Below are 13,151 nucleotides of genomic sequence, written 5' to 3'. Positions count from 1 at the left end.
ATGGGTGTACTTCAGCATAAAAAAACAAATTGGTTCTGGGCGTTGCCTGTTTTCCTTTTGTTGGCAGGCTGTGCCGTTACAAGCTCTGCCGGCAATAAAATGCTGCGCAGCAATGCTTTTCAAAAACAAATGCAGCAGCCAGGCATTGTGCTGTTAGATGTACGCACACCAGAAGAATATGCTGCGGGGCATTTACCCAATGCGGTATTGTATGATTTTAACGCTGGCGCATTTCAGCAGGCATTGCCCACACTCGATAGCAATAAAACCTACTTGCTCTACTGCCGTAGTGCCAAGCGGTCAGACAAAGCTGCCAGCCTGATGAAAGCAGCAGGCTTTAAACAGGTATTGCAATTAAAAAATGGCATTCAAGGTTGGAAAGGTGAAGTCATTCAATAATTTTTTTAGACATACCGTTATTATACTAACCACAGCAGGATGGCTGTGGAGTGGCAATGCTATTGCCCAACACGAACCGTATGCCAATCCTGTATGGAAAATTAAACCCCGTAGCGATTTCGATAGCAGTAGTTTGTGGCATGCATTCAAAGGCGGCTTGCTTAGTGGGCATATTCGTCAGTTTAGCATGGCCACCATTAACCAGCACCAAGCGCCAGACTACTATGCATTGGCCATTGGTGCCGGCATACGCTATCAAACAGCGCCCTTTCATGGCTTTCAGGTTACACTGAGTGGTTATTTTATTCAAAATGTAGCCAGCACAAATCTAACTGAAACAGATGCTGCAACGGGTGCAGTAAACCGCTACGAAATAGGCTTATTCGACATTGAACATCCGGAAAACAAAGCTAACCTCGACCGGCTCGAAGAGCTCAATATAACCTACGCCCACAAAGGACTAACCGTAACTTATGGAAAGCAGATTGTGAAAACAGCTTTTATAAACCCTCAGGATGGCAGGATGAGGCCTACAGAAGTGAGTGGCTTGTGGACGGTGTGGCAACCAAATCAAAAACAACTTACACTGGAAGCAGGTTGGCTCAACCGCATTGCCCCCCGAAGCACTTTTCGCTGGTATGATGTGGATGAAACAATGGGCATTTATCCATCGGGGGTACAAACAAACGGACAACGATCTGACTACCACCACAACCTCAATAGCAAAGGCATATTGTACACCAGTGCTGCATGGAATGCAAACAAATGGCTCTCCATGCAAGTGAACAATCATTTGGTAGAAAATATTTTTCAAACAACGCTGCTGCAAGCAGATGTTGAATGGAAAAAAAAGACCATCAGTTGGCTGGCTGCAGCACAATACACATTCCAAAGTGCGGTGAACAATGGCGGCAATGCAGACGTTAGCAAAACGTACTTTGTGCCTGGGCAAAATGTTGGCGCTTTCAGTGCAAGACTGGGTATTACAAAAGGTCGCTTGCAAAGCAGCCTCAATTTTACACGTATCGGAAAAGGTGGCCGCTTTTTAATGCCCCGTGAGTGGGGGCGGGAACCTTTCTTTACCTTTCTGCAGCGGGAGAGAAATGAAGGCCTAGGTGATGTAACTGCCTGGATGCTGAAAAACACTTACAAACTACCCAAGGTACGCACCGTGCTTGATGCAGGCATTGGCTTGTATCAACTTCCACACCCCACAGATTATTTACACAACAAGTATGGCATGCCATCTTATGGCCAGCTCAACCTGAGTGTACAGCATGAGTTCAATGGATTTTTAAAAGGATTGTATGGAGAACTTTTGTATGCCTACAAATGGAACAGATTGAGCAACAACAGCAATACAAAGTGGATAGTAAATAAAGTAAACATGACCAATCTGAACCTGATGCTGAATTATCATTTTTAGCAACCAACTTCAATAAAAATTCAATTCTGTAACCAAATCAATTACCAAATATGTTAGAATTTATCACAAAGCCCTGGCCCTGGTATGTGGCTGGCCCGCTTATCGGATTAACGGTACCTGCATTGCTGCTTATTGGCAACAAAAGTTTCGGTATTTCATCTTCGCTGCGCCACATGTGTGCTGCTTGTATTCCTGCAAAAATTCCATTTTTCCAATACGATTGGAAGAAAGAAGTATGGAATCTCTTTTTTGTATTTGGCGTGTTGGTAGGTGGCATTATTGCTGCGCAGTTATTGGCCAATCCTGAGCCAATCGTCATTCATCCCGATTTGGCTGCTGATATGGCCAAATACAACATCACCGACACCAGCCACATTGTGCCCAGCGATTTATTTAGCTGGCCAGCACTGGCTACGCCTCGTGGCATTATTATGATGGTTGTAGGTGGCTTTATGGTAGGTTTTGGTACCCGCTATGCTGGCGGTTGCACATCGGGCCACGCTATCATGGGTATAAGCACTTTGCAATGGCCTTCATTAGTAGCCACCTGTTGTTTTATGATTGGCGGCTTCATTATGACCCACCTTATTTTGCCCTATATACTGGCACTTTAATCATTTATCCTTCAATTGAAAACTGAAAAATATATGGCTCAACATAATCAACAGCAACCTATCGGCAATACCGATTTTGAAGTACGTTCGCAAAATGCTGTTTGCGTAAATAAAAGTGAGTTAGATGCTCCTTTGAGTTCTAATATGAAGTATGCCGTTATAGGTATTTTATTTGGTATTGTATTTGTAAAAGCAGAAATCGTTTCCTGGTTTCGCATACAGGAAATGTTCCGGCTCGAAAGCTTTCACATGTATGGTGTAATTGGCAGTGCCATTGTGGTGGGTATGATTAGTGTTTTCATCATCAAGAAATTCAAAATTAAAACACTGGCTGGCGAAACCATTTCTTTCACAGATAAAACTTTCAACAAAGGCCAGATTTATGGTGGACTGATGTTTGGTCTTGGATGGGCTATTACTGGTGCATGCCCCGGCCCTTTGTATGCACAAATTGGCACAGGTGCCACAGCAGTAATTGTAACATTGCTAAGTGCTATTGCCGGCACTTGGGTGTATGGCCGCTTCCGAGAAAAACTGCCACATTAATAAAACCATTAATGCTCATTGCTTAACAGCCGCACTGCACAAGTGCGGCTTTTTTATGCATCGTAGTTATGTTGAAAAAAGAAAACAGTACATTTTCAAATGTCCAAAAAAGTGTGGCGATTGTTTGGCAGCATTCACATGACGAAAGTCAGTAAAAGAAGCGCCGCAGAGTGACTATAGTCCTGCACAGGGCCGCAAATCAGTAATAGTTTAGCACTACCAAAAACCAACCGAATCTTTCACCTGAACAGGCTACTGTTCAAAAATGAAATGTAGTATGAAACATCATCAGATTTTAGTAGTCGGAGGTGGCAATGCCGGCCTGTCTGTATCAAGTAAATTGCTGCTGAAAAATAGCAAACTCGATATTGGTATTATTGAGCCAAGTGACAAACATTATTACCAACCAGCGTACACACTGGTGGGTGCCGGTACATTCAACATCAACGATACTGTAAAAAACGAAGCAGATTATATACCTAAAAATGCCACATGGATTAAAGATGGCGCCGCGTCATTCGACCCGGAACACAACACAGTTACTTGTACAAGTGGTGCTCAGTATTCTTACGATATTTTAATTGTGGTACCGGGTATTCAACTCGACTGGAAAAAGATAGACGGCCTGGCTGAAACACTGGGTAAAAACAATGTGACGAGCAATTACAGTTTTAAAACAGCACCATACACATGGGAGCTGATTGAAAATTTCAAGGGCGGCACCGTGGTGTTTACCAACCCTCCCACCCCCATAAAATGTGGTGGTGCCCCGCACAAAATTATGTGGCTGGCTTGCGACTACTGGCGCAAAAAAGGCATTCTCGATAAATGTGATGTACACTTTGTATCGGGCGGCACCATCATGTTCAGTGTGCCGGAATATTTGAAAACACTGGAAGAAAAAATTGAGGAATATGGAGTAAAAGTTCACCTCAAACAAACCATTACTAAAATAGATGCTGCTTCGCAAACACTCTATTACGAAAGCACTGACGAGCAAGGCAACATAAATAAGCAAACGTTACACTACCACATGCTGCATGTAGTACCGCCACAAAGTGCTCCCGATTTTGTCAAAACAAGTCCGCTGGCCGACCCTGCATCGCCATTGGGTTGGGTAGAAGTCGACAAAAATAATTTCCAGCACGTTCGCTATCCTAATGTGTTTAGCTGTGGCGATGCTTGTAATGCACCCGCATCAAGAACGGGTGCAGCCATACGCAAGCAGGCACCTGTAATGGTCGATCACATTCTTGCATTTATGAAAGGCGAAAAAGCAACCAGCAGTTACGATGGTTACTCTGCCTGCCCCATTCCTACGGAGTATGGCAAGCTCATGCTGGCAGAATTCGACTACAACAACCGCCCCAAAATGACGGTCCCCTTCGACCAGGCCAAGCCACGCTGGACCATGTGGCTGCTCAAAAAATTTGTACTGCCCTGGCTGTACTGGAACCGCATTTTGCAAGGCAAAGCATAGGTTAGATTTGGTTTGGTGTTTCTTGAAAGGCGGCTGCAAAGCTGCCTTTCGCTTTTGATACAGCATCCGGCAAATTCAGTTTTCTTTGCAGCATGCAACACGTGTACCAACCAAGCATTATAGCCGAAACAGACAACTGGGTAGCCGTCAACAAACCATCGGGGCTGCTCAGCATTCAAGACCGTCACCAACACGAAATTCCGTCTGTTCGCAGCTGGCTCGAAAGCCGCTACCCACAGGTTTTTGTAGTACACCGCATCGACCGCGACACCAGCGGCCTCATCATTTTTGCCAAAAATGAAATAGCCCACAAGCATTTGTCGCAGGCATTTGAAAACCGGGAAGTCACCAAAAACTATTTGGGCATAGTAATGGGCAAACCTGCCAAAGAGAATGGAACTATAGATGCAGCCATTGCGGAGCACCCTGCCAAAAACGGCACCATGGTTACGCATGCCAAGGGTAAACATGCTATCACGCACTACACATTGCTGCAGTCGTTCGGCAAATTCAGCCTGCTGACTTTTGATATTGAAACGGGCCGTACCCACCAGATACGGGTTCATGCCAAATACATGGGCCATCCCATTGTAGCCGACCCTTTGTACAACGATGGACGTGGTGTTTTTCTCAGCGACTTCAAACGCAAAGTGAAGCTCAGCAAGCATGATGAAGAAGAGCAGCCCATCCTCAACCGCTTAGGACTGCATGCACATACTCTACAATTTACCGATGTAGATGGCACTGCTGTTTCGCTGGAAGCGCCGCTGTTTAAAGACATGCGGGCCCTGCTGAACCAACTGGAAAAACACGGCAAATAAAACTTTCGAAAGCCATCAGACGGACAGGCCAACCTCTACCAAAAACAGGCCATGTGCCGGCGTTGTAAAGTCTGCCTTGGTGCAATCTTTGGCCTGAATGATGGCCTCGAATTCAGCCAGTGAAATTTTGCCACGGCCAGCCTGCAACATAGTGCCTACCAGCCCACGCACCATGCCCCGCAAAAAGCGATTGCCTTTTACCGTGTAGCGGTAGCCTTCTGCCGTTTGTTCCCAGCGGCTTTCGCTCAGGCGGCAATTCATGGTTTTGGTTTGTGTATTGCGTTTGCTGAAGCTGGTAAAGTCTTCATACGTCATCAGCAATGCAGCTGCGTTATTCAGCACATCCAAATCAACCGGGTAGGGATAAAACCATGCCCTATCGTTGAGAAATGGATTTTTTTGCTGATAAATAAAATAATGATACACCCGATGCGTCGCATGAAAACGACAATGCAAATCGTCGGGAACTTGAACAATGCGTTTCAGTACAATGTCGGGCGGCAGCATGGCATTAAGGTTGTACACATGTGCCTCTTGAAACAACGGCTCCACTATATCTGCCTGAAAATAATTTTGCAGCGCATGTACCCCTGCATCAGTGCGGGATGAACCAGTTAAATCAATGGGCTGTTTGTAAAAGGTACGCAACACTTTTTCTAAAGCCCACTGAATGGTTGGCGCATTATCCTGCACCTGAAAACCGGCGTAGTTCGTGCCTTTATACGCTACTTCGAAAAAATAACGCATGGGCATTACTGCTGAATCAGCGATTTGAATTTGCTACTGTAATAATTGTCTTTTATCAGCCCTGCTAACTCGCCAAATGCATAATAATCTACCGTGTAGGGATATGCAGCTTCGAGCACTTTGTAACGGCTTACATCACTGGCCAGGCTGTTACAAATCTTTTTGAGATTCGTGGTGGTTACACATTTGTCTTTGAATAAAGTGGCATACGCTGTAGCTATTTCATCAGCGTTGCTCAGCTTTCCATTGGCAGCCATGGCCGCTTCTACATCACTTCGGGAAAGAATTTCAACACAAGGAGTACGCTTTACAACAGTTGGACTGGCAGCCACAACGCTATCCGCTGTTGGAGCAGGTGCAGGTGCATTTGCCACTATTTTTTCTTTTGGAACATCAGGTTCAACCAAAACTGGTTTCGCTACAGAGTCCTTCGCTGCCTGTTCTGTCACAACTGCAACTTTAGTTAGTGTATCCAAAGCAGGTTTTGCTACGGGTTCTACTTTGGCTGCTGCTATTGTATCTACAGCAACAACCGCCACTTCCGCAGTATCTTTTACTTCAGGCAAAACTTTTGGCGCCGCACCCGAATCTGCTTTCATGGAAAATTCCATATCGAGCATGGCCGGCTTTTTTTCTGTCGTTTGGTTGTTGGTTACTGGTGTTGCTACGGTGGCTTTTGCTACAGGCTTCTCTACTACATTATTGGCAGCAGGGGGGGGTGCTTTAGCCTCATTTGCAGCTTGCAATGCAGCCTGCAAATCTTTCAACTCTTTTTCTTTTTGTGCAATTACCTGTGCCAGACTATCTGCAGAATTGAGTGCTTTTTTTTCTGCTACAACAATCGGCTTTTCTTCTGTTGGTTTTTGTGGTACTGGTGTAGTGGGCACTACTACTGCTGGCGGGTTTGAAATGGTTTGTACAGTATTTGTTGCTGCAACTGCTTTTTGTGCAGCAGCCGCATCATCTGCGACTTGTATGCTATCTTCTTTGCGTTGCTTTTCCAAAGCAAGCGTAGCATCGTGTGCAGCTTGCCGGGCATTGGCCGTGTTATCTTTTATGCGCTGCAGCTCGGCTTCTTCCATCGCTTTTTTACGGGCATTTTCTGCTGCAATTGCAGCACTCCATTCCATGCTCATTTGCATGGCATTGGTATTAATGTCTGTGATACTCCAACCTGTTTCTGCACTTTTTTTAATAACGTATCCTGCATCGCGGCCCTGCACACGTATGCCATATTCCTGCACATCGCCGCTGCCCAGCACACCCAACTTTACCATGTAGATGCTATCAGTCAACTTGCCCAACAGCAGATAACCTGCAGCTGTTGACGACACCGTTTTTCCATTCATTTGAATGTAAAATGGCGTCAGGTCTTCTGTTTGCAGATATACAAAATGCTTTTGCTGTGCCAGCGCAGGTAAAGTGCTGGTAAGCAAACATGCAATCAACAGGTAGCGTTTCAATGTTTTCATTGTTCTAAAGTGGTAAAGCAAACCTACAATAATTCGGCCCTTTTGTGGGTTGAATGCGGATAAATATTAACAATTATACGTAGTGGCCAAGGGTATTTTTGCGCCACAATTTCTTGTCCATGTTCAAACTTGCCATATGCGGACTGCTGCTTGCAGCCAGCATAAGCGGCCGGGCACAACAAGCCGGCACCAATAACAAAACTGTGGCTATTGTGCCAATTTCGGCACAGCCTAACTACAGAGCAACACCCGAAAAAATTTGGAACCTGCAACATACCCGGCTCGACGTTCGGTTTGATTATGAAAAACAACGCATGCCCGGCAAGGCGTGGCTCACCCTGCAACCGCACTTTTATCCGTCGGCCATGCTACAGTTAGATGCAAAAGGCATGTTCATCCATAAAGTGGCGTTGGTAAAAGGCAACAATATGCTGCCACTCCAGTACAGCTACCCCGATAGTTTGCAGCTACACATTACACTTGATAAAGCATACAAGCGTAATGAACAAGTAAACATTTACATAGAATACACGGCAAGGCCCAATGAAGTAAAAGTAAAAGGCAGCCTGGCTATTACTGATGCCAAGGGTTTGTATTTCATCAACCCCGTTGGCAAAGACAGTACAAAGCCCATTCAAATTTGGACACAGGGCGAAACGGAAGCTACCAGTGTGTGGTGCCCAACGATTGACAAAACAAATCAAAAAACCACACAGGAAATTACCATGACCGTGCCAGCAAAATTTGTAACGCTGAGCAATGGCTTACTGGTAAAACAAATTAAAAATAATGACGGTACAAGAAGCGATACCTGGAAGATGGATTTGCCCCATTCGCCCTATTTATTTTTTATGGGTGTAGGCGATTTTGCCATTATTAAAGACAAGTATAAAAACCTGGCTGTAGATTATTATGTAGAGCCTAAATATGCGTCCGTGGCAAAGGGCATCTTTGGTGAAACACCAGCTATGATGCAGTTTTTCAGCCAGTTGCTGGGTGTAGAATATCCATGGGCTAAGTATGCGCAAATGGTAGGACAAGACTATGTGAGTGGTGCAATGGAAAATACAACATCCACCTTGCACGGTGCCGGAGCATATCAAAATGCTAGACAATTAAAAGATGGCAATAGCTGGGAAATTGTAGTAGCACATGAGTTGTTTCACCAATGGTTTGGCAACCTTGTAACTGCCGAAAGCTGGAGCAACCTCACCGTAAATGAAAGCCTTGCTGATTACAGCGAATACTTATGGATGGAACATCGCTATGGCAAAGACCGTGCATTGGAATACAACCAGGAAGCGATGGAAAGCTATCTGGCTCAGCCAACAAACAGCAGCAAGCATTTGGTTCGCTTTCAATACGCCGATAAAGAAGATATGTTTGATGGAGTTAGCTATCAGAAAGGTGGTCGCATTTTGAACATGCTGCGTCAATACCTGGGCGATAGTGCATTTTTCAAAGGCCTGAATGTGTACCTCACTACCAACAAATTTAAAAATGCAGAAGCGCATCAGCTGCGCCTGGCCATGGAAGAAGTGAGTGGCAAAGACCTCAACTGGTTTTTCGATCAGTGGTTTTTCGGCAACGGGCATCCCAAAGTGGGCATTCATTATCAGTTCATCGATTCGGCCAATCAGCTCAACGTAATTGTAGAACAAAAGCAAAAAGACAAGCTGTTTTATTTCCCTGTAGAGATAGATGTTTACAACAACAATAACGAAGCAGAACGTGCTACTTTTTGGATTGGCAAACAAGCCGTAGATACCATCCGTATTGCATACAGCACAAAGCCAGTGTGGGTGAATGTTGACCCGCAAAAGCTAATGCTTTGGGAGAAAGACAACAATCAGGATGATGCCATGTGGATTGCCCAAAGTACACTTGGCAAAAACCATTTGGATAAAACGGAAGCATTGAACTTTTTGGCTAAAAACTGGAAAGCAGAACCTGCTTACGCAGCTATTGCTGAAAAGCTGCTGCAAGACCCATACGCTGGTACACGCAAAGCTTTGTTGCGTCTCATGAAAAGAGGAAGCATGCCTGTACTTGCAACAGCACATGCACTGATAGAGAAAATGGTAGTATCAGAACCCGATTTGCCTACAAGAGCATTGGCCATAGATGTGCTGAGCATGAGTACACAGGCAGACCACGAAAACCTATTTGTGAAGGCCCTTACTGATAGCAGCTATAGTGTAGCTGGTGCTGCACTAGAAAGTTTGGCCCGCAAAAATGCCTCTAAAGCCATAGCACTTGCACCACAAGTAGAAAAAGATGCAAAGGGAAGACTGGAAGCATCGCTGAAAATAATTGAGTACCTGAAAAAAGATGTATCCGATTTTACAACAGTGCTGGCCGATTACCGCAAGCTACCGATGTTTGACAGGCTCATGAGTACCAATGGGATGCTGTACTTTGCCAACCAGCTAAAAAACCTCAACGATTTCAAAAAAGCAACTGGCTCCGCTATTGAAGCATATAAAATGTTGCGTATTGATTACATGGGCTTACAAACAAATATTGCTGCCACCTTGCGGTGGATGATTGCGCAAAGACAAACAGCGTTATTAGTAGACCCGGATAACAATGTGCTGAAAGATCAGCTGAAATACCTGCAAGAGAAAGCTGGACTATAACCTGCTTTTCAATACAAAAGATTATGGCCAATTTTGCTACATGTTTACTATTCCTTTACATGCCTTTCAGGTACCTATTCATGTCAATAAAGCAGATATTGACATATTGAATCACGTCAACAATACCGTGTATTTGCGATGGGTGCAGGATGTAGCGACCGCACATTGGGATACGCTGACCACTCCAGCGCAAAGACAACAATATTGGTGGGTGGTCCGTCGTCACGAAATAGATTATTTACGGCCCTGCACTATCGACGATGCTATCATAGCTTATACATGGGTGTACTCAGCCAATGGCAAAGCCAGCGACCGCATTGTAGTGTTTCAGCACAACGAAACCGGCAAAACCATTGCCCAGGTTAAAACCACTTGGATACTGGTAGACCCCGCTACACAAAGAGGCACGATTATACCCGATGAACTCCTGCGCAGCTTAGGGTTGTAATGAATAAGAACGATGCACTGCAATGCGGGCTGTTTTGATTCGCTGTGTTTCTACATCCGTCCATGCGAGGTACACAAAACCATTGCTGTAACAAAGCTGCGGAAAACCGCCGGCTCTTTTGCCAGAAGTAACTGCTACAGTTTTTACGGCACTCATTTCGCCAGAAGTACTCACTGTACGAAGCTGCAACTTTTCATTGTCCATCCAGCTTACCACAACGGTGTTTTCATTTATCCAATCGATATCTACTCTACCTATCGTGTTTCCCTCATCTATACGAATGCCCTTGGTAAATGTTTTGCCAGCATCTGCTGAAAAAACAACCTGCACATTTGATGAATCGTTAGGCGATGAAAACAAAACGGCAGCAATCCGTTGACCGTTGGCTACCATGCGTGGCCCATTTACCGGGCATCCGGGCATTACCCAATTTTGCTGCAACACGTTTTTAGGTTCAGACCAGTTGTTGTTCATCCATTGTACCACACTCATGTCACGTACTTCCCTCTCTGATCTGTCGCGGTAGATAACTACAGGTCCATCATTGGTAATGGCAGCCGTGGTTTGGCAACAATCACAAGTGCGGCTGTCCAGTTCCCACTCTTGTTGCACATGGCCATCAAAGCCAAGCGTAGCAGCCCGCAAACTCATAGCACCTGCATGCCCTTCATGAGCAGCCGGCATTTCGTGGCCGGCAGTTGCATTGCGGCCATCGAGCCAGCAAGCAAAAAAACCTTTTTGATAAGGCAGTAAACTCACAAATCCATGCTCGGCATGTATGCCATCATCATGCAGCAAACCTGCATGATGCCAGTTTTTGCCTGCATCGGCACTGCTGGCCAAATGAATATCGTAGGTAAATTTTCCGGTATCACTTTTTACCAGATAGCTGGCCAACATGCGGCCACTATCGGCCAAGGCCAAGGTGGGGTAATCGGCCCAATTGACAAACCAATATTTGCCTGCTGCAATCAGCGCAGGTGTAGTCCATCCATTGTTTTGTAAAGAAGAAAAATGTAAGGCTGCACTATCGCCCTGTTGCCATTGATAGCTCAGGTACACAGTGCCATCGGCACTTTTTACCAACGAAGGGGTTTGGTACTTACCACTGTCAGTTTGCAGCAATGTAATGTACGTTACTTCATCAGCCAACTTAACAGTGGGCCGCTGGCATGCTGTTGCAAAAAGAAATATGGCAAAGAAAATAGTGTAAAAAAGTTTCATTTATGAACGTATCAATGGAGGCGAAAGATACGAACAGCCTGCATGCAGTTGTTACCAACTACCACCGGCGCCACCGCCACCAAAGCTGCCACCACCAAAACCGCCGAAGCCACCGCCGCCGCCGCCACTCCAGCCACCGCCGCCGGAGCGACCACCGCCGCCGCCACCCGGGAACCAGAAAATAGGAGGAATGCCATCGTGGTAGCCACGACGGCTGGCCATGCCACCACCGCCACCGCCACGTGAGCTGAGTATAAAAATGACTACAATGAAAATGATGACGAAAACGACAGCACTGCTACCGCCACCCTTGCCTTTTTTCTTGTAGCCGGCAGGGGCTTTGTATTCGCCTTTGGTAGCTTTTATAATAGCATCTGTAGCCTCATCAATACCCCGATAGTAATTGTCTTGCTTAAAGTTGGGGATGATTTCGTTTTCTACAATTTGCTTGCAGGTAATATCAGGCAGAGCCCCTTCCAAACCGTAGCCAGGCGCAATGAAAACTTTACGGTTGCCTTCTTCTACACTAATCAGCAATACAACCCCGTTATTCGTTTTTTTATTGCCCACTTTCCATTGGCGGCCAAGCTCGGTAGCAAAGTCTACCGGTTCGTAGCCACCGAGTGAGTTTACAATCACCACGGCTACTTGCACAGATGTAGAATCATCATAAGCCACCAGTTTTTGTTCCAGGTGCGCTATCTGATCGGGCTGCAGCACTTTACCCGTCAGGTCATTCACCAGCCGTGGCGGGTTGGGCACCGGAGGGATGGGCTGAGCATGTAACAAGCCCATGCAGCAAATCAGTACAATGGAAAAAAAGTATCTCATGATGAAAGTAGCCAAAGGTTTGCCTGATGATTATTTACCAAACACAATATCATCGGGCAGTTCGTTTTTATCGCCTTTCTGGTCGTAAGGAAAATGGGATTGCAGTGCTTCGCCAATGTCGTGTATAACGGTAATGATTCCTTCAACATAATCGTTTTTAGCAAAGCTGGACAGCATTTTGCCGGCCTCTGCATTCCAGTAATCAGTGCCCATTTCACGGAAAATACCTTCATCGGCAAAAATGGCAAACTGACGGTCTTTAAACGCTACATACACCAACACGCCATTTCGGTGATGGGTATGGTCCATTTGCAAACCGAAAAAAACTTCTGCAGCCCGGTCGATGGGGTTGACGAAACGGCAACGGGATTCAAAAAATACCCGCACTTCGCCACTGGTACGTGTTTCGGCTGCTCTAATGGCATCAACGATGCGTTCATTATCGCTGTGCGAAATGTACCGGGCTGCAGAAGAAGAGAAACGACGGAAGAATGCCACAGAATG

General features: G+C 45.6%; 13 protein-coding genes. 8 read left to right on the top strand and 5 right to left on the bottom strand.

Annotated elements, in window-relative coordinates:
• From V7Q13_RS09680 to V7Q13_RS09655, 6 genes are all read left to right on the top strand, one after another.
• The gene (locus V7Q13_RS09680) at window positions 1-399 is read left to right on the top strand and encodes a rhodanese-like domain-containing protein (protein WP_333800480.1); all 399 of its coding nucleotides are present in this window, start codon (window positions 1-3) and stop codon (window positions 397-399) included.
• The gene (locus V7Q13_RS09675; RefSeq protein ID WP_333800479.1) at window positions 362-1,825 is read left to right on the top strand and encodes a hypothetical protein; all 1,464 of its coding nucleotides are present in this window, start codon (window positions 362-364) and stop codon (window positions 1,823-1,825) included. The genes V7Q13_RS09680 and V7Q13_RS09675 overlap by 38 nt, the downstream gene beginning before the upstream one ends.
• Window positions 1,826-1,875: 50 nt before the next feature.
• Window positions 1,876-2,439: a YeeE/YedE family protein gene (locus V7Q13_RS09670; RefSeq protein WP_333800478.1), complete on the top strand. Its 564-nt coding sequence runs from the start codon at window positions 1,876-1,878 to the stop codon at window positions 2,437-2,439.
• Window positions 2,440-2,472: 33 nt separating this feature from the next.
• The gene (locus V7Q13_RS09665; protein WP_333800477.1) at window positions 2,473-2,985 is read left to right on the top strand and encodes a DUF6691 family protein; all 513 of its coding nucleotides are present in this window, start codon (window positions 2,473-2,475) and stop codon (window positions 2,983-2,985) included.
• Window positions 2,986-3,262: 277 nt separating this feature from the next.
• Entirely contained in the window at window positions 3,263-4,465 is a 1,203-nt protein-coding gene (locus V7Q13_RS09660; RefSeq protein ID WP_333800476.1) for an NAD(P)/FAD-dependent oxidoreductase, read from the top strand.
• Window positions 4,466-4,557: 92 nt separating this feature from the next.
• The gene (locus V7Q13_RS09655) at window positions 4,558-5,286 is read left to right on the top strand and encodes an RluA family pseudouridine synthase (RefSeq protein WP_333800475.1); all 729 of its coding nucleotides are present in this window, start codon (window positions 4,558-4,560) and stop codon (window positions 5,284-5,286) included.
• Between the two features lie 15 nt (window positions 5,287-5,301).
• On the opposite strand, the gene truA is transcribed toward V7Q13_RS09655, so the two are convergent.
• Complete coding sequence (gene truA, locus V7Q13_RS09650) at window positions 5,302-6,033, bottom strand: tRNA pseudouridine(38-40) synthase TruA (protein ID WP_333800474.1); 732 nt, start codon at window positions 6,031-6,033, stop codon at window positions 5,302-5,304.
• Between the two features lie 5 nt (window positions 6,034-6,038).
• Entirely contained in the window at window positions 6,039-7,505 is a 1,467-nt protein-coding gene (locus V7Q13_RS09645) for a hypothetical protein (RefSeq protein ID WP_333800473.1), read from the bottom strand.
• A 119-nt stretch (window positions 7,506-7,624) separates the two neighbouring features.
• Here V7Q13_RS09645 and V7Q13_RS09640 point away from each other — a divergent pair, with 119 nt between their 5' ends.
• Both V7Q13_RS09640 and V7Q13_RS09635 read left to right on the top strand, forming a co-directional pair.
• Window positions 7,625-10,144: a M1 family metallopeptidase gene (locus tag V7Q13_RS09640; protein ID WP_333800472.1), complete on the top strand. Its 2,520-nt coding sequence runs from the start codon at window positions 7,625-7,627 to the stop codon at window positions 10,142-10,144.
• 40 nt (window positions 10,145-10,184) lie between these two features.
• Window positions 10,185-10,592: an acyl-CoA thioesterase gene (locus V7Q13_RS09635; RefSeq protein ID WP_333800471.1), complete on the top strand. Its 408-nt coding sequence runs from the start codon at window positions 10,185-10,187 to the stop codon at window positions 10,590-10,592.
• Here the strand turns inward: V7Q13_RS09635 and V7Q13_RS09630 are convergent.
• From V7Q13_RS09630 to V7Q13_RS09620, 3 genes are read right to left on the bottom strand one after another with little or no spacing between them, the layout of a single operon-like run.
• The gene (locus V7Q13_RS09630) at window positions 10,581-11,816 is read right to left on the bottom strand and encodes a sialidase family protein (RefSeq protein WP_333800470.1); all 1,236 of its coding nucleotides are present in this window, start codon (window positions 11,814-11,816) and stop codon (window positions 10,581-10,583) included. The two genes, V7Q13_RS09635 and V7Q13_RS09630, sit on opposite strands and share 12 nt — an antisense overlap.
• A gap of 51 nt (window positions 11,817-11,867) precedes the next feature.
• A complete protein-coding gene (locus V7Q13_RS09625) occupies window positions 11,868-12,647 on the bottom strand; it encodes a TPM domain-containing protein (RefSeq protein WP_333800469.1) in 780 nt (259 codons plus the stop codon).
• A 30-nt stretch (window positions 12,648-12,677) separates the two neighbouring features.
• Window positions 12,678-13,145 (bottom strand): TPM domain-containing protein, encoded by a 468-nt coding sequence (locus tag V7Q13_RS09620; RefSeq protein WP_333800468.1) that lies wholly within the window; start codon window positions 13,143-13,145, stop codon window positions 12,678-12,680.
• Window positions 13,146-13,151 lie beyond the last annotated feature (6 nt).

Source organism: Phnomibacter sp. (genome assembly GCF_036803085.1).
In the GTDB taxonomy this organism is placed as follows: Bacteria; Bacteroidota; Bacteroidia; order Chitinophagales; family Chitinophagaceae; genus Phnomibacter.
The sequence above is the reverse complement of the archived record's forward strand: the minus strand, read 5'-3'. Positions and strand labels throughout refer to the sequence as shown.